The sequence below is a fragment of the Fulvivirga sp. AWR4_260 genome (assembly GCF_056158185.1).
Map to the genome: position 1 here is coordinate 952,077 of NZ_JBSWSU010000001.1, position 18,028 is coordinate 970,104.

Genomic DNA, 18,028 nt, shown 5'->3' on the forward strand with positions numbered 1-18,028 from the left:
AATTAATTAATGGAGGTGTTTTTTGTGATATTCTTCAGGATCATTCTCATCCATCAGCTTCTGCAATCCTTTTTTACCGTATGCTAATTTAGTAATTACTACATACAATACCGGTACTAAGAAAATACCTAATAATGTAGCTACGGTCATACCTCCAAATACGGTCCATCCAATAGTATTTCTGGCAGAAGCTCCGGCTCCTGATGAGAATGCTAATGGTAACACACCGAGAATGAATGCCAGCGATGTCATTATAATAGGCCTTAACCTAAGCTTCACAGCCTCAACTGTAGCAGTTACTATTTCCATACCTGCTTCTACACGTTCTTTGGCAAATTCCACAATCAGAATAGCGTTTTTAGCTGCCAAACCAATCAAGGTAATCAAACCAATTTGAGCGTAGATGTTATTAGTTAACGATGGTAACAATAGCAATGTTGCTATGGCACCTAGTGCACCTACTGGCACAGATAACAATACCGAGAACGGTACAGACCAGCTCTCATAAAGTGCTGCAAGGAATAAGAATACAAATACAATTGATAACGCAAATATATAAATAGTGCTATCTCCTGAAGCAATCTCTTCCTGAGATAGACCACTAAATTCATAATTATAACCTGTAGGCAATACCTCTGCCGCTACCTCTCTTAAAGCTTGAATAGCCTCACCACTACTATAACCAGGAGCAGGGCTACCATTAAACTCTGCCGAACGGTACAGGTTATAGTGGTTAATTACCGCTGCTGTTTCAATAGGCTTGTGACTAATGAACGTAGATAACGGTAACATTTCACCTCTCATATTACGAACATAATACTTGTTGAGATCATCAATACTACCACGGTAAGTACTATCCGCCTGTGTTACCACCCTAAAGTTTCTATCATAAAGAGTGAAGTCATTAACATAACGGCTACCAAGGTAAGTTTGCAGTGTTCCGAATATCTCTGTTAAACTTACACCCATCTTTTTAGCCTTCTCTCTATCAATATCCAAATCCACACCTGGTGTACTTGCATTGAAGAAGGTATAAGCCATACCAATTTCAGGCCTCTGGTTAGCCGCCATCATAAACTTCATAGCGGTAGCAGCAAACTGCTGAATATTATCATTACTCTCCCTTTGCTCAAGAATGAAACTAAAACCACCTGTACGTCCTAAACCTGGAATGGCAGGAGGAGCAATGGTTAAAACATTGGCCTCTTTAATAGAAGAGAATTTCTGATTTAAATCTGCCAATACACCTTGAAGCTGATCTTCTTCATTCTTACGCTCCGCCCAAGGCTTCAATGACACGAACAACGCACCACTGTTTGACTTACGGGCAAACGATACTACGTTTAGTCCACTAATAGCGGCATAGTGCTGCACATTTTCAGTGCTATCTAAGGCTGCCATAATTTTATCAAGCACGGCCTCTGTTCTACTAATAGAACTTGCTTCAGGTAAAGTAAACGTTACATAGAAACGACCTTCATCTTCTTGAGGAATGAAACCGGTAGATTTCTTCATGAACATGAAGTAAGTTCCTACAAACACACAGATCAAAAGTATAATGGCCAATCTTGAATTCTTAATACTCTTCTGTACACCAGAACCATATTTATCAGTAGTTCTGTAGAACCAAGTATTAAATTTAAAGAATAGCTTATTTAATCCTTTAGAGTCTTCGTTGATCTCCGTTGGCTTTAAGAATAATGCACATAATGCCGGAGTAAGTGATAAGGCCACAAATGCAGAAAGCAATACAGAGATAGCAATAGTTATTGCAAACTGCTGATAAAGCTGTCCTGTGATTCCTGGAATAAAGCCTACTGGCACAAATACCGCAGCAAGTACCAAAGCAATGGCCACAACAGGAGCTGAGATATCTGCCATTGCACGTTTAGTGGCAGCCTTGGCATCTAGTTTCAACTCATCCATATAATGCTGAACGGATTCTACCACCACAATGGCATCATCCACCACAATACCGATAGCGAGTACGAAACCAAATAAAGTAAGTGTATTAATAGTAAATCCTAACGGAATAAAGAATATAAACGTGGCGATAATCGAAACCGGAACTGCAATCATAGGTATTACCGTAGCTCTCCAGTTTTGGAGGAATAAGAATACCACTATAGTTACGAGTATTAGGGCTTCTACAAAAGTATGAATCACCTCTTCAATAGATATGTCTACTACGCTTACAGATTCAAACGGAATTACATAGTCTACATCTGCAGGGAAAGTTTTTTTCAACTGATCTAACTTCTCATAGATACCTTCAGCGGTAGCAAGTGCATTACTACCCGGTGCCTGATAAACCAAAAGGAAACCTGCTTGGTGGCTATCTACATACCTGTTACCTGCATAATTAAATTTACCTAGCTCAATTCTCGCTACATCTTTAAGGTATACAATAGATCCATCCTGCGGATTGGTTTTGATAATAATATTTTCAAAATCTTCAGGCGTATTTAAACGACCATCTACGAATACTGTAAGCTCAAAAGTTTGTTTATTGGTTTGAGGCGCAGCACCTACCGCACCAGCCGCCACCTGAACGTTTTGCTCTTGAATAGCTGCAGTAACCTCAGAAGTACTCATATTCAACTGAGCCAGTTTATCAGGCTTTAACCAAATTCTCATGGAGAAATCAGAGCCCACACTGGTAACATCTCCCACACCCTCTACACGAGACAATGCATCTTTGATATAGATGTTATTATAGTTATCTAAAAACTCAGCATCGTGAGTACCTTTTGGAGAATATAAAGTTTGCACCATGAGAATAGAAGGGTTTCTTTTTCTCACTGTCAAACCCTGTCTTTGCACCTCAGAAGGAAGCATTGGCATGGCCACACTTAGCCTGTTTTGTACATCAAGGGCTGCAATATCCACATTAGTACCAAGTTCAAAAGTTACATCAATAGTGATAGAACCATCACTTGCACTTGTTGAACTTAAATATTTCATACCGGGTACACCATTGATTTGAGTTTCAATAGGAGTAGCCACTGTTTGTTCTACCGTTTGGGCATCAGCACCAGTGTAGTTACCAGAAATCTGTACTACTGGAGGCGTAATGTCCGGATATTGACCAATCGGCAAATTCATTATGGCCAACACCCCCACAAGTACAAGAACTATAGAGGTTACTATGGCCGTAATAGGTCGATTTATAAAAGTATTTGCTATCATTCGAATTTCTTTGAATTAAGGTTATTACTTAGCTTCCCCTTGTTTCGCTTTAGCAGGAGCCTGCTGAGGTTTGCTACCAGCATTTTGACCTGAAGAAGCTTGTACTGGCATACCATCTCTTAATCTTTGGATTCCATCTACAACTATTTCTTGGCCTGACTGTAATCCTTTTGTTACAATAATTTTGTCTCCTAATTCTTTACCTGTAGTTATTTTCACCTGCTTAGCTTTTCCTTCTTCTACAGTATACACAAAGAATTCACCCATCTGCTCAATCACTGCTTTATGAGGAATAATGATACGATTTCCAGAATTATCGTTTTTCACATGCACTATTACACTCATACCATCACGTAAAATTTCATCATCGTTTTTAAATGATAGTCTTACTTTTATAGTACCAGTTTGAGAGTTAATACCTCTGTCTATGATAGCCAATTTACCAGGGTACTCATATTTAGATTTGTCTGGAAGAGTAATATAAATGCTTGAATCTTCAAGAACGGTTTTATTCTCTTTTAACTTCAAATATCTTTTTATTTCTGTTTCGCTAATCTCGAAATCAACCCCCATTGGGTCAAAAGAAGAAATGGTGTTAAGCAAAGTTTGCCCTGCTACTACATATGCCCCAAGTCTAACGTCAGAAATACCAATAATACCGCTAAATGGTGCATTAATAGTAGAGTAATTAAGGTCAGTTTGAGCTCTTTCTAAAGCTGCCTTAGCGGCTGCAATTTGCTGTTTTGTGTTTTCCAAATCAGTTTTAGCCATGTCAACCTGCTGCTTAGCAATAGCGTCTTTCTCACCAAGTGCTACATATCTATCAGCATCCAACTTAGCTTGGTTATAGTTAGCTTCAGCCACTTTTAAATTAGCCGCAGCTTGATTACGAGCCGCTAAATATTTGCTTTGATCTATGGTATAAAGCTTAGCGCCTTTCTTTACTACTTCACCTTCATCGAATGAAATAGCTCTTACGTAGCCACTTACTTCACTTCTAATATCTACTTTTTGTAGTGCATTTACTGTACCTGGGTATTTATCAAAATAAACAGCTGGGCTTTCGCTTACCTTTGTCGTAGACACAGGCACAGCTTGTCCTCCTTGCTGTTGTTGTTGTTCCTGCTTACCACATGACATCACTACTATAGATGTCACTGCTAATAGGTTGAATATTTTATTCATCGTTGTTAAATTCAAGTATGTTTTAATATTGAGTTATATTGATTGTACCTGCTGCTTTTTGCACATCTAGTTTACTAGAAAGTACATTAAGCAATGCATTTAAATAATTGAGCTGAGAAGTTCTTAAATCAGACTCCGCCACTATCACTTCCAAATAAGCCTTTATTCCTTCATTATACTGTAGCTTAACAGTATTATAAACATCATCAGCAATATCATAATTGGCTCTACTTGCTTGTAGCTGCTCTAGGTTACTTTTATAAGTACCCAGTGCTTGCACATATTGCGTGTTGATCTGGCTTTGTAAATTCTGCTCTTGTAGCTCTAATTGTTTAAATTGTAATTTGGATTTTTGAATATTTCTAGTTCTTCTTAAACCCGTAAAAATTGGTACTGATAACTGCAAGCCAATCGCTGAGTTAGGGTAATCCATGCTATATAGTTCCGAAAATTCATTATTTTGAAATACCCAGTTATAATTATAATAAGCAGATAGGGTAGGTATTATACCTTTCTTATAATAACTGATAGAAGCTTTAGTCAGCTGCTTTTGTGTTTGGATCAACTGATACTCAATGCGGTTAGCATAACTGTGCTCAGAGGTAGTGTCAAGTAAAGATTCTGTTTCCATTTCTGTTACATCATTAGCAATGGTCAACTCTTCATCAATAGGATACCCCATGTACTGCTTAAGCATAGCTTTTTGAGTTTTATAAGTCTCAATAGCTCCTTTTCTTTGCGCTTTAGTATTATTGAGAGAAATTTCAGCTCTGCTATAATCTATTTTATCAGAAACACCTACCTGATATCTATTTTTAGCATCTTTAAAATTCTTCTCTAACCTTTCTATGGTTTGATCTAATACTTCAATTTGCTGTTTAGTAGTAAGCACTTGGTAATAAGCCTTACTAACGTTAACTACCACATCAATTTTTGCTTGTTCGGTATTCTGTTGGGCTTGTCTTTTGTATTCCGAAGCTGTATTTGCTGCTAATAATACATCGTTACTAAAAATCACTTGATTTACAGAAACCCCTAATGTGGAGGTATATTCCGCTCCAGATACTAACGTAGCTGTAGAATCTCCTATTTGCAGAATATTTGTAGGACGTTTTAAGTTATCAATGACATTGGCAGTACCATTAATTTGGGGCAACCAACTTGCTAACCTAATGTCCACATCTTTTTGTGCTATCTCCTCAGCCACTTCCACTTGCTTAAGCGCGGGCTGATTTTGCATAGCATACTCAATACATTGCTCTAATGAAACTTCTGTTCCCGGTGTAAGCTCTTGCGCATGCGTACGTATTGGGATCAGCATTATCATTAAGCCTGCGAGGCCGTAAACTATTCTCATGCTAAATAAATTAAACTGTGTTAAGGGTTGTTTGACTTGATTTTATATAAATTGTTATAAACGTGGTGTTTCATTTTTGGTTACAATGAACCATACAGTACTAGTTAGTTCTGTATATAGAAAACCAAAACGTAAAAAAAATTATTTAGTTTTAGCTTTCCACTCTTCATATAGGCGAGGTACCTGCTCATCGAAATAATCTAAGAAGCTGGCTAACGATTTAATTTCATCGTTAAAATTTTGAGTTTCAGAAGGTCGCTGGTTAGAAATCTCGCAAAGCACAGATGCAAAGCGCTGCTTTTTTTTATAATAGTCTGTTAAATTTTCTCTCCAAGAATCTATTTTAGATTTGAAATAACGTTTCCTATCACCAGGCTTTGTAATATATTCTACTTTATCGAGTTTAATGCCCATGTTTATAGCATTACTCGTAGCACTTTTGCTCAATTGAAGCGTTTCTCGTATTTCATCAAAAGATAATTCTATACGATCAGAAACTATTAATAGTCCTAATACTCTTGATACAGCTGGAGACAGCCCCTCTGCTTCATGTAAACACCCCACCTTTTCCACCAGAAGTTTTTGCTCTTCAGTCAACATATCTTTTATTTTAATATTTAACAAAGTTAATAAGTTCATTTAGTTCCGCAAAAAGAGAACCAAATAATATAAAAATATACCGGAAAGTTTTCCGGTATATCTCCTTATTATATAATGTTATAGCGCACTGATGGCTGCCTCATAATTAGGCTCATCTGCTGTTTCATTTACTAATTCAGTGTGTGTTACTTTTCCGTTTTCATCAATAGTAACTACAGAACGCGCATGCAAGCCAGCTAACGCCCCTTCTTCAATTAAGACACCATAATCATTAGCAAACTCCGGGTTTCTGAAATCTGATAAACTGATCACATTTTCAATTCCTTCGGCACCACAAAATCTGCTATGCGCAAATGGCAAATCTTTAGAAATACATAATACTACCGTATTTTCAAGTGCAGCCGCTCTTTCATTAAACTTGCGCACAGAAGTAGCACATGTAGATGTATCAATGCTAGGAAAAATATTTAATACAACTCTCTTACCTTTAAAATCGGCCAATGAAACTTGTGATAGATCAGGTTTAGTAAGTTTAAAATCTGGTGCACTTTCTCCTACTTTAGGCAGGTCCCCAACTGTAGTCATAGGGTTGCCTTTTAATAATACTGTTGCCATCTTTATTTAGTTTGTTGGTTTATAGTCAAGCATTTTATCAATTGTATTTGTAGCCACAAAATGATAATTAGGGCTGGCCTTCATATAAATGTCAAGTGCCCTTTCTTTTTCTCCCTTATCTAGCATGGCCTTATAAAGTGGTTGCAAAAACTTTCTTCTTCCTGTATGAATCAAGAAGTCTTCCAACCTTTCATCAGCCGCATGATACCCTCTATCAATAGCCAATTCAAGCCAAGCAGCAATAATTTCGGAGTTACCTGTATCAGTTAATCCAAAAGTTTTATCTACTTCAGCTACACGCTCCAGGGTTAATGTATCTGGTATAGAACGTACAAAATGTAACCATTCATGCGTAGTCCATTCTGTGGTATCAAGCTTGGTTGCAGGCGTACCTCCCATTAATTTCTGCACCTCTTTATCTACTCCGGCAAATCTATCAGACTGCGGCATTACTGCATCGTCTGGTAAACCAGGCTGATGAATCCATTCATTTATTTTAACAGAGCCCATGTTAATGCGTTCTTTGTTAATCAAATATTCATCTAACTGTTTTACAAACTCATCTGTAGTCATAGAGGTAAAAGCATTACGAGAGAAATAGCCTTTTAAGAATTTATCAAATTTTTCTCTTCCGGCTTTATCCTCCAGATACCTTAAGAACAAATATCCTTTGTCATAAGCTATAGACGTAACACCATCATCAGGGTTGCGACCAATTAAGTCAAGCTTAAGTTTTGTATCATTTTCATTACCGGAATTAGTCATTTCACTAATTTCCTTTTTTAGATCCTGAGCGGCTAAGGTGGCTAACATTTCCGAATAATCTTCACCGTATAACTTTTCCATTATCCTGTGTTCAAAATAAACAGTGAAACCCTCGTTGAGCCAAAAGTCGCTCCAGGTAGCATTTGTAACCAGGTTACCAGACCAGCTATGCGCCAACTCATGAGCCACCAAAGAAGTCAAAGATCTATCTCCTGCCAATATTGTTGGTGTAGCGAATGTAAGCCTAGGATTTTCCATTCCTCCAAAAGGAAAACTAGGAGGTAAAACTAAAATATCATAACGCCCCCATTGATACGGTCCATATAACTCTTCCGCAGCACCTACCATTTCTTCTAGTTCACCAAACTCATATTTGGCAGCATCTATTACTGATGGCTCTGCATATACACCTGTTCTATCTCCGATGGGTTCAAAGACCAAATCTCCTACAGATAAAGCCAGCAAGTAAGAAGGTATAGCCTGCTCCATTTTAAAGTGATAGATTCCATCCTTATTTTTTTTCTGAGGATTTCTCGCACTCATTAATGCCAATAAATTGGCTGGTACTTTTACCTCAGCAGTATAAGTAAAGCGTACTGATGGAGAATCCTGAATAGGCACCCAAGTACGTGCTAAAATTGCCTCTGACTGAGTGAAAAGGAAAGGCGTTTCTTTTCCGCTAGTCTGCGAAGGACTTAACCACTGAAGCGCTTCTGCTTGTGGTGAAGTGGTATAATAAATATTAACTGTTTTTACCTCAGAAGTAATTTCAATTTCTAAAGGCGCACCCAATATTTCATCGGCAGCCCCAATAGTATACTTCGCTTCTTTTTCTGTATTGGCACCTATAGTTACTTTTTCTATGTTAAGGTCTTTTATATCTAAAATTACCTTTTTCGCATCTTCAGCATTTTCCAAGCTCAATGAAGCTTTAGCTGTAATAACAGTGCTATCAAAGTTTACTGTAGCATGCCAATCCAAGTGAGTAACCTTAGACTCTGAGGGTTGCGCATATGAATGCGGGTCTTCAATTTTCATATCTTCAACTACTACTTCTTCCACCTTTTTATCATTACTACATGCTGTTAGTATCAATACAAGGCTTAGAAGCTTTATTAAATTTTTACACATATTTATTGATAGTTAAATACTCCTTTATCCGATTTAATGGTCACCTGTTTTTGCTCAGCGGCTTCTACACGACCAATTATTTTAGCATCGATATTATACTTAGAAGCTATATCTATAATGGTTTGAGCATGGGCTTCATTAAGATAAACCTCTAAGCGGTGTCCCATGTTAAAAACCTTATACATTTCTTTCCAATCCGTACCGCTTTCTTCATGTATAACTCTAAACAGCGGAGGGACATCAAACAGGTTATCCTTTATTACGTGAACATCGTCTACAAAATGTAACACTTTCGTTTGTGCTCCTCCACTACAATGCACCATACCATGAATTTCTGACCTTAGCTCTTTAAAAACTTCAGCCATTACGGGGGCATAAGTTCTAGTTGGTGATAATACCAATTTCCCCATATCTATAGGAGCATCTTCAATGGTATCAGTTAATTTGTATTTCCCACTAAAAACCAAATCAGAAGGTACATCAGGGTCAAAACTTTCTGGGTATTTCTCCGCATATATTTTATTAAAAACATCATGTCTGGCAGATGTAAGCCCATTAGAGCCCATTCCGCCATTATACTCATCTTCATATGAAGCCTGCCCGTAAGAAGCCAAGCCTACAATTACATCTCCCGGCTGTATGTTACTATTATCAATAACTTCAGAACGCTTAATTCTTGCTGTAACGGTACTGTCCACCACCACTGTTCTTACCAAATCACCTAGGTCAGCAGTTTCTCCACCAGTACTAATGATATCCACACCATTGTCTCTTAACATTTGGAGTACTTCTTCAGTACCATTTATGAGAGCCGCTATTACCTCTCCAGGAATTAAATTCTTATTTCTGCCTATAGTAGAAGAAAGCAAAATATTATTTAATGCCCCTACACATATGAGGTCATCAATATTCATAATGATAGCATCTTGCGCAATGCCCTTCCATACCGACATGTCTCCGGTTTCTTTCCAATACAAGTAAGCTAAAGAAGATTTAGTACCTGCACCATCAGCATGCATGATGTTACAATATGCAGCATCTTTGCCTAAATAATCTTCTACTATTTTACAAAATGCCTTAGGGTACAGCCCTTTATCAATATTTTTAATTGCATTGTGTACATCTTCTTTGGAGGCAGAAACTCCTCTCTGTGCATAGCGATCGCTCATAATTTCAATTATTGTAAGAATTACACAAAAGTAATAAATGTGGTGCTATCAGAATAGTAAAGTTAACATTACTTATCTGCATTCGACTTTAACTATTTAAAATTAATCTTAATAAATATTGGATCAATGAAAACGCAATATTATGTTTGTATTTATTTAAATCTATTCTAAATAACACGTTTTGAATGATTTAGATAATATACATTCAGACTCCCTAAAGCATGAAAATAAACAAAACCAATCAATCGGCCACAATCCTCAAAACGCCACGCACATTATGACTTTCAAAAAAATAAGCGGAAAACTCCACCTATGGCTAGGACTAGCTTCAGGAATTATCGTATTCATAGTGAGTGTTACTGGCTGTATATATGTTTTTAGTAAAGAAATATTCGAATGGGTACATCATGATTTGGTCTATGTAATTCCACAAGAAAACCAAAAGCTACCTTTTAGCGAAGTACATGAGATAGCGCAAAAGGCACTAGGGGAGGATAGCCCTATCTTACAAGGCATAGCTTATAACCAGCCCGATAAGGCTTGGATGTTTTACACATACAAGGGAAATGAAGATGGCATCACATATTTTGATGCTGTAGATGATTATCGTACGGTTTATATTAATCCTTATACTGGAGGGGTAAATGGCATAATTGACAGTGAGCATGAATTTTTTGCCATTATAAAATCAATACATTGGAGCTTATTATTAAACACTCCATACGGCCAACCTATAGTGGGGTGGAGTACTTTCATTTTTGTCTTTTTATTAATTACAGGTATTATACTTTGGTGGCCAAAAAATAAAGCAGGAAGAAAGCAAAGGTTTACACTAAAACTCTCCTCCAATTGGAAGCGGACCAATTATGACCTACACAATGTGTTAGGGTTTTACATTTCTTTTATTGCTCTGATCATAGCCTTTACAGGGATGGTTTGGGCATTTACATGGTTTAAAGGTTTAGTATATGTGGCTACCGCAGGCACTATTACACCCCCACCACAAGTAACTGTAGCTTCAGATACCACCCAGAGCAATAAATCAGTAGTAGCTATAGACAAAGTTTTATCTCAGCTAAACCAGCAATACCCAAATGCTGCTAGAGTAAGCTTAAGCAAAGCCACTACTAAGGAAGGGGTTATTTATGCTAATGTGGGCATAGTACCAGGTCTCTATTACAAGACTCATCAATTTCAGTTCGACCAATATACAGGAGAAGAATTACACAAAAGAACTCACTCAGATAAGAACTTTGGCGAGCAGGTTATTACTGCAAATTATGACATACATGTAGGTGCAATATTAGGCTTACCAGGAAAAATTCTCGCCTTCATTGCCAGTTTACTATGCGCTTCCCTGCCTGTAACTGGCTTTATGATTTGGCTTGGCAGAAGAAACAAAGAGGCCTTAGACATTAAAAAAGAGCATGTAAAACGGCCAGCAAAATCAATGGCGAAACCTAAAGTAAAACCAGTTATTAGAAAGCAAAAAATAGAAGAAACTACATCATAAAAAAAGGAGGTTAAATATTAACCTCCTTTTTCATGTATTTTTAAAAGTCAGAATCATCATCAAAGAACCGATCGTCATAATCATCAGAACTTGGCTTCTTCTTTTCTCCAACCTCTAGTATCTTAAACTCTGTTCTTCTGTTTACCTGATGTTCTTCTTCTGTCTGAGCATCAGGTATTAATAATTTAGACTCACCGTAGCCTTTGGCCGTAAGCCTACTGTTATCTATACCTTGTGACACCAAATAATCGACAGCCGCCTTGGCTCTTCTTTGAGATAATAGCAGGTTATACTCATCTGATTGGCGGGCATCGGTATGTGAACTTAACTCAATCACCAATTCAGGGTTATCGTTTAATATGGTTACTAATTTATCTAATTCTTTTGCGGCATCTTCTCTAATATCAGCTTTATCTAAGTCATAATAGATATTCTCCAAAACAAATATTTTGTTCTTTTCTATCTTCTCTAATACGATAGTAGTATCAAACTTTATATTAGTAACAAGATTTGTTAATGTATCTCTATCCACAGACCGCCCCATAGTAGAAAAACCCTGACGTGTAATCAAATACCTCTCTTGGCCGTTGCTTTTATCTGCCACTAAATTATAAACCTCATCTTCATAAACTCTAAAAAGAAACTCGCCCTTTTCATTGCTATTAGCCACATCAAGCTCTAACCCTTCAGAATCTAATAGCTTAACCTCTACACTTGGCAACACAATTAGATCATCGTTTTCACCCCTAGTTTTGGTTACACCAGCCAAATAATAATTAACAATTTTTAAATCAGGATCTTCATTAACGAAAGTATATATGTCATCATCACCTCTACCATCTTCTCTGTTAGAAGAGAAGAATCCTCTGTCAGCCTTAAATAAGAACAAACCAAAATCGTCTGCCTTAGAATTCATTGGCTCAGCCAAATTTTCTATAGAAGTTTTACCTTTCTTTCTTTTAGCAACAAAAAGATCTAATCCTCCAAATCCTGGGTGGCCATCACTAGAAAAGTACATATATCCTTCATCTGAAATAAAAGGAAACATTTCATTTCCGGCAGTATTTATAGAAGGGCCAAGATTCGTTACCCTATAAAAACGACCTCTTGAGTTTTGTCTGGCAGAATAAATATCTGTACCTCCATACCCTCCTGGACGATTAGATGCAAAATACAATGTTTTTCCATCGGCACTAAAAGTAGGAGTACTGTCCCAGTAGCCCGGATTATTTATATTCATCATTCTTGGCTCAGACCAAGTACCATCTCTGTAACTTGTAATATAAAGGTTCACATCTGCAGTTCCTTTTTTCTTACCAGAATTACCCCTACCAAACACCATCGTTTTCCCATCTGGACTTAAGGCAATACAACCTTCATTAATATCATCATTATTAATTAAGTCTCCCAAACCAGTTAATGTATTCATATCCACATTAGCTCCTTGGGTTTTTACTTTAAAAAGATTAGAAAAAGGCGTGCCTGTAGCGTTATATATTTTAGTATCACCACGTGTACTGGTGAAGTACAAAACACCATCACTATATACTGGTGAATATTCGGCAGCCTTGGTATTTACTTCACCAAGGTTTTTAACTCGGTAATAACTTTTCTCCGACCTAATTCTGTCAAGCTCGTTAAGGTTGTTTAATTCCTCCTCACCCCACTCTTTATAATATTCATCTTCAATATTATTAGCCAGAAATGCCTCTACCTGTTGCTTGGCTTTGGCATATTTTCCATTACTTTTCAATGAAAACGCATAAAAAAGTCGCAGCGAATCATTGTTATATCCAGCATTAATAGCCTTTTCATAGTATGCCTCAGCTTCTTTATTTCTATTTGATTGCCGATAAGATTCGGCTACAAAAAAATTAGCCTCCCCATTATTGGGTTCCTTTTGCAATACCTTATTATAAAACTCAATGGAGCTTTGAAATTCACCTCTGCCAAAGGTCTTTGAAGCTTTTTTATTAAGACTACAGGAGACCAGAATAGTAGAAAAAAATATGACTAAAACTTTAGACGTAGCACTCATCCAATTATACTCTTTGATTAAATTTATATCATATCAGTCGCATTGACCTAACGACAGTGGTAATATTTTAATAAAAATATATTATTTAAAATACCTACTCATCCACGTAGTGCCTGCCGGCACGAGCCAATTATGCTCTAAGTCTTCCTTATTAGCAACATTATTGTTGAACATCAATGTATCTTTATTAATAATCCCGTCATTCACTTTACCTTTTAAGTTATTCAAAGACTCCACAAAAACTTCATTATTTAAGATAAAAGCAACTTTAGTTCTATCAAACCAATTTACATTAATGGCCTGCTCTAATTGCTGAATCATATGTACGGAACTGTCTATAGAGCAACCGCTAGCCTGATGGTATTGTTCATCTACAGCAAGTATTAAAAATCTAGAATGCAAAATCTGATAACCAGCCTTTAGCGATATACCATGAGCGGCCCATTTCTCTGTAAAGCTAGCTGCATACTGATCTAAGGTTTCTAATTCAGCTGTATTAAGTTCTCTATCCGCCTGATATACCCAAACCCGAGCATTTCCTGGCAATTCATTAAAAGGTATAAGCATATAACAAATTTATAAAAATTAACCCACATGTAGTCTTTTCAGTTCTACGCAAGAAAATTATACAGGGTTTTTTAAGGGCAGTTACAAATCCGATTAAAAATATATTAACGTATATATAAATAAATTATAATATATTTGCAATCAAGTACAATCTTAAACATGCATGAAAATGAGAAAATTTTACATTTTTTTGTTTTTAATATTTATCAGCTCTGTTGCTACAGCAAACACAGTAGAAAATATTACAGAAAGAAGCAGCGCAATTTCTTTTACAATTAATAATCATACATATATTGGCCTAGGAACTAATGCATCGAAAGTATTTAACGACCTATGGCAGTATAATCCTGAAAGTAAGGAATACACTCAAAAAGCAGATTTTCCTGGAGAAGCCAGAAAAGGAGCCACCGTATTTATAATTAACGACAAAGCATATGTAGGTTTAGGTAGAGATGGCAGCAATTCTGTACTTTCAGACTTCTACAGCTACAACCCAGAAACAGATGAATGGAGCAAAATAGCAAACTTTAAGGGCGGAGGGAGATACGCTGCCGCGAGCTTTACTATTGACTCATTAGGATATGTGGGCACAGGCAATAATGGCACAGAGTATCTTTCTGACTTCTGGAGTTACAACCCATCCAAAAACAACTGGACAAGTGTTAATTCGTTCAATAACGCCAAAAGAGCAGGTGCAGTAGGAGCAACCGTAAATAACAAAGGGTATATTATCAGCGGACAATACACCTCATCGAATACTGTTATTCAGAGAAATGATGTTCATAGCTATGACCCCGAAACAGGTGAATGGACTGAGGTTATAGCCTCTTCTGATCAGCTAAATTTTTACGGAGCCACATCATTCGTAATCAGAAACGCCATTTATCTGGCTTATGGAAGCCAACTATATATCAGCGCATTTCACCCCGAAAACAATGAGATAAAAACTTATGACAATACAGCCAATTTAACCACTAAAAGAAGTGGGATGATAAGTTTTGTTTTTAATGATAAGCCCTACCTTGGTTTTGGTAATACCGTTGGGTTTCAGAGAAAATATTACAATGATCTAGTGGAAATAGGAAGTTTACCTCCAAATGAAGCTCCTACGGATATCAACATTTCTTCCACCTCAGTAGAAGAAAACAACCTTTTCAGCGCCACACTCAGCACGGAAGATATGGACGCAGATGACACATTCATTTATAGTCTTGGCAACACAGCTGACAATCAGTTTTTCACTATCTCTGGTGACATAATTACTTCTAAAGAAGCACTAGACTACGAAACACAAAATGAATACAATATTGTAATTATTTCTACAGACGGGGATGGTGCCTTTATCAAGAAAAACTTCACCATTTCGGTTATAGATGTTGATGAAAAACTAACTACAAGCATAGAAGAGTTCGACACTCCGTCTACATCTGTATTTCCTAACCCTTCCACCAATCAAATCAACATACTAGGGGTAAAAAATGCATCTAATTATGAAATATTAATCTCTTCATCAAACGGGCAACAAGTTTTAAAGACCTCATCAAAAACAAACATAGATATAAGCGAATTAAGAAAAGGCATTTATTACATCTCCATTAGGAGCAGCTCTTCTACAACAACACTTCGTTTTATAAAGCTTTAAATAAAAAATGGCTTAGTGTTAACACTAAGCCATTTTACTTTAAATAACTCTGAGACTATAAACCCTCTGACTCAGCTATTAATTCCGCAAGATCTTTCACCTTCACTTGCCCTTCTTTCTCTTTATTCTTCACTCCATCACTCATCATTGTCATACAAAACGGACAGGCTACAGCTATGGTATCAGCTCCAGTACTCAATGCCTCCTCAGTTCTATCTATATTAACTTCTTTATCCCCTTTCTCTGCATCTTTAAACATTTGCGCACCGCCTGCACCACAGCAAAACCCCTTGGTTTTGCACCTTTTCATTTCTACAAGCTCAGCATCCAAAGCCTCTAACACCTGCCTTGGAGCCTCATAAACACTGTTAGCCCTCCCTAAGTAACAAGAGTCATGGTAAGTAATTTTACGGCCTTTAAATTCCCCACCACCCTTCATAGTTACTTTACCTTCATTAATGAGCTGCTGCAAAAAAGCTGAATGATGAATAACTTCATAATTACCCCCTAACGCTGGGTACTCATTCTTAATCGTATTAAAACAGTGCGGACAAGCAGTCACTACTTTCTTTACATTATAGCCATTCATGACCTGTATATTAGCTACAGCCTGCATCTGAAAAAGAAATTCATTACCAGCCCTTCTAGCCGGATCACCCGTGCACGCCTCCTCTGGGCCCAATACAGCAAAAGAAACCCCTACCTTATTCAAAATCTTCACAAATGCACGCGTCACATTTTTATACCTATCATCAAATGAACCCGCACAACCAACCCAAAATAAAATTTCTGGAGATTCGCCTTTAGCAGACATCTCTGCCATTGTTGGTACATTATTTATATTTTCAGTCATGATAATTAAATTTTAGAAGTAAAAAATCAGGCATTTTCTTTTTTCAAATCATCAGCCCATTTAAACCTATCGGTAGGCGCAAATTTCCAAGGAGCAAAATTGGTTTCAATATTTTGAAACATACTGTTCCATGAAGCTGGAGAACCAGATTCTTCCATTGCAACAAACCGTCTCATTTCTAATATTATTTCCAGCGGATTAATATTTATAGGACATGCCTCTACGCATGCATTACAACTTGTACAAGCATTAATCTCTTCTTTAGATATATAATCACCCAATAAAGATTTTCCATCCTCTAGTCCTTTACCACCAGAAGCCAAGCTATTACCAACCTCTTCAGCCCTATCCCTTGTATCCATCATTATTTTTCGAGGCGACAGCTTCTTACCTGTCTGATTAGCCGGACACTCAGATGTACACCTACCACATTCTGTACACGAGTATGCATTCAAAATATTTTTCCAGGTTAAGTCATTTACATCTTTTGCACCAAAACGAGCAATCTCTTCTGGTGGTGCAGCTGCAGCCTGATCTGTAGGAATGCCTAACATCATATTCACTTCATTGGTCACAGCATCCATGTTACGCATCTCACCTTTAGGCTGAAGGTCTCCAAAATAAGTATTAGGAAACGCCAAAAATATATGCAAGTGTTTAGAATAAGTGACATATACAGCAAAACCAAGTATACCAACAATATGAAACCACCAAGCAGCTCTTTCAATTATAATTAATGCTCCAGTATCGAAACCACTAAAGAGAGGAATTAAAAACGAACTAAAGAATAATGATCCTGTAGCCGCATAATGATCATCTCTAGTTTGAAGCACTTGGTCTGACGCATTCATTGTCAAAATAGCCATCATTAAAACTATTTCAATAACTAAAATTAGATTAGCATCTAAAGTTGGCCACTTTGCCATCTCCTTACTATGAAAACGTTTAAGGCGAATAACATTTCTTCTTATTAGAAATACAACACAAGACACTAAAACCGCTACGGCCAAAAATTCAAACACATTCATCAACACAGGGTAAAGCCCTCCTAAAAAAGGTGCAAAAATTCTATGATGCCCTGTGATGCCATCCACCACAAACTCTAACACTTCCAGGTTAATAATTAAAAAACCAACATAAATCATCAGGTGAAGAAATGCAGGCACTGGCCTTTTAAACATTTTCTTTTGACCAAAAGCCACGAGCATCATATTTTTTAATCGCTCTGACGGGTTATTTTTTAAGTCTATATCTTTACCTAGGTTGATATTAGATTTTATGCGTTTAACGCGTTTAAACAGCAAAAATGCTGCAACTCCCAAGGTTATTAAAAACAGTATTTGTTGTAGGTATTCCATGTAAACCAAAAATTATTTTAAAAAAGTTTTAGCTTTTGTTTGCACT

General features: G+C 37.0%; 13 protein-coding genes. 2 read left to right on the top strand and 11 right to left on the bottom strand.

The genetic code is table 11. The features are described 5' to 3' along the window. Positions 1–6 precede the first annotated feature (6 nt). From ACXACQ_RS04075 to ACXACQ_RS04105, 7 genes are all read right to left on the bottom strand, one after another. On the bottom strand, positions 7–3,189 hold the full coding sequence (locus ACXACQ_RS04075) for an efflux RND transporter permease subunit (protein ID WP_474974650.1): 3,183 nt from the start codon (positions 3,187–3,189) through the stop codon (positions 7–9). Positions 3,190–3,213: 24 nt separating this feature from the next. Further along, the gene (locus ACXACQ_RS04080) at positions 3,214–4,374 is read right to left on the bottom strand and encodes an efflux RND transporter periplasmic adaptor subunit (RefSeq protein ID WP_474974651.1); all 1,161 of its coding nucleotides are present in this window, start codon (positions 4,372–4,374) and stop codon (positions 3,214–3,216) included. A gap of 22 nt (positions 4,375–4,396) precedes the next feature. Continuing rightward, on the bottom strand, positions 4,397–5,731 hold the full coding sequence (locus ACXACQ_RS04085) for a TolC family protein (RefSeq protein WP_474974652.1): 1,335 nt from the start codon (positions 5,729–5,731) through the stop codon (positions 4,397–4,399). Positions 5,732–5,872: 141 nt separating this feature from the next. Next, positions 5,873–6,331 carry a GbsR/MarR family transcriptional regulator gene (locus tag ACXACQ_RS04090; RefSeq protein WP_474974653.1) on the bottom strand — a complete coding sequence of 153 codons (459 nt, stop codon included), beginning with the start codon at positions 6,329–6,331 and terminating at the stop codon, positions 5,873–5,875. Between the two features lie 117 nt (positions 6,332–6,448). Then, positions 6,449–6,946: a thiol peroxidase gene (gene tpx, locus ACXACQ_RS04095; RefSeq protein WP_474974654.1), complete on the bottom strand. Its 498-nt coding sequence runs from the start codon at positions 6,944–6,946 to the stop codon at positions 6,449–6,451. A gap of 6 nt (positions 6,947–6,952) precedes the next feature. Further along, complete coding sequence (locus tag ACXACQ_RS04100) at positions 6,953–8,842, bottom strand: M1 family metallopeptidase (RefSeq protein ID WP_474974655.1); 1,890 nt, start codon at positions 8,840–8,842, stop codon at positions 6,953–6,955. Between the two features lie 2 nt (positions 8,843–8,844). After that, a complete protein-coding gene (locus ACXACQ_RS04105; protein ID WP_474974656.1) occupies positions 8,845–10,011 on the bottom strand; it encodes an AIR synthase related protein in 1,167 nt (388 codons plus the stop codon). Between the two features lie 277 nt (positions 10,012–10,288). Here ACXACQ_RS04105 and ACXACQ_RS04110 point away from each other — a divergent pair, with 277 nt between their 5' ends. Continuing rightward, positions 10,289–11,524: a PepSY-associated TM helix domain-containing protein gene (locus ACXACQ_RS04110; RefSeq protein WP_474974657.1), complete on the top strand. Its 1,236-nt coding sequence runs from the start codon at positions 10,289–10,291 to the stop codon at positions 11,522–11,524. A 40-nt stretch (positions 11,525–11,564) separates the two neighbouring features. Here ACXACQ_RS04110 and ACXACQ_RS04115 read toward each other — a convergent pair whose 3' ends face one another. Beyond that, the gene (locus ACXACQ_RS04115; RefSeq protein WP_474974658.1) at positions 11,565–13,562 is read right to left on the bottom strand and encodes a CHU_0125 family OmpA-like outer membrane integrity protein; all 1,998 of its coding nucleotides are present in this window, start codon (positions 13,560–13,562) and stop codon (positions 11,565–11,567) included. Positions 13,563–13,643: 81 nt separating this feature from the next. After that, positions 13,644–14,129, bottom strand: coding sequence for a hypothetical protein (locus ACXACQ_RS04120; RefSeq protein WP_474974659.1), 486 nt, complete (start codon positions 14,127–14,129; stop codon positions 13,644–13,646). Positions 14,130–14,298: 169 nt separating this feature from the next. On the opposite strand from ACXACQ_RS04120, the gene ACXACQ_RS04125 reads away from it, so the two are divergent. After that, complete coding sequence (locus ACXACQ_RS04125; protein ID WP_474974660.1) at positions 14,299–15,771, top strand: Kelch repeat-containing protein; 1,473 nt, start codon at positions 14,299–14,301, stop codon at positions 15,769–15,771. A 55-nt stretch (positions 15,772–15,826) separates the two neighbouring features. On the opposite strand, the gene ACXACQ_RS04130 is transcribed toward ACXACQ_RS04125, so the two are convergent. Together ACXACQ_RS04130 and ACXACQ_RS04135 are read right to left on the bottom strand one after the other, a co-directional pair. Beyond that, positions 15,827–16,624 (bottom strand): (Fe-S)-binding protein, encoded by a 798-nt coding sequence (locus ACXACQ_RS04130; protein WP_474974661.1) that lies wholly within the window; start codon positions 16,622–16,624, stop codon positions 15,827–15,829. Positions 16,625–16,650: 26 nt separating this feature from the next. Beyond that, entirely contained in the window at positions 16,651–17,982 is a 1,332-nt protein-coding gene (locus ACXACQ_RS04135) for a 4Fe-4S dicluster domain-containing protein (protein WP_474974662.1), read from the bottom strand. Between the last annotated feature and the right edge of the window lie 46 nt (positions 17,983–18,028).

Coding starts and splice junctions, on each gene's coding strand:
- ACXACQ_RS04075 (WP_474974650.1), bottom strand. CDS start 3,189: ATGATAGCAAATACTTTTATAAATCGACCTATTACGGCCATAGTAACC.
- ACXACQ_RS04080 (WP_474974651.1), bottom strand. CDS start 4,374: ATGAATAAAATATTCAACCTATTAGCAGTGACATCTATAGTAGTGATG.
- ACXACQ_RS04085 (WP_474974652.1), bottom strand. CDS start 5,731: ATGAGAATAGTTTACGGCCTCGCAGGCTTAATGATAATGCTGATCCCA.
- ACXACQ_RS04090 (WP_474974653.1), bottom strand. CDS start 6,331: ATGTTGACTGAAGAGCAAAAACTTCTGGTGGAAAAGGTGGGGTGTTTA.
- tpx (WP_474974654.1), bottom strand. CDS start 6,946: ATGGCAACAGTATTATTAAAAGGCAACCCTATGACTACAGTTGGGGAC.
- ACXACQ_RS04100 (WP_474974655.1), bottom strand. CDS start 8,842: ATGTGTAAAAATTTAATAAAGCTTCTAAGCCTTGTATTGATACTAACA.
- ACXACQ_RS04105 (WP_474974656.1), bottom strand. CDS start 10,011: ATGAGCGATCGCTATGCACAGAGAGGAGTTTCTGCCTCCAAAGAAGAT.
- ACXACQ_RS04110 (WP_474974657.1), top strand. CDS start 10,289: ATGACTTTCAAAAAAATAAGCGGAAAACTCCACCTATGGCTAGGACTA.
- ACXACQ_RS04115 (WP_474974658.1), bottom strand. CDS start 13,562: ATGAGTGCTACGTCTAAAGTTTTAGTCATATTTTTTTCTACTATTCTG.
- ACXACQ_RS04120 (WP_474974659.1), bottom strand. CDS start 14,129: ATGCTTATACCTTTTAATGAATTGCCAGGAAATGCTCGGGTTTGGGTA.
- ACXACQ_RS04125 (WP_474974660.1), top strand. CDS start 14,299: ATGAGAAAATTTTACATTTTTTTGTTTTTAATATTTATCAGCTCTGTT.
- ACXACQ_RS04130 (WP_474974661.1), bottom strand. CDS start 16,624: ATGACTGAAAATATAAATAATGTACCAACAATGGCAGAGATGTCTGCT.
- ACXACQ_RS04135 (WP_474974662.1), bottom strand. CDS start 17,982: ATGGAATACCTACAACAAATACTGTTTTTAATAACCTTGGGAGTTGCA.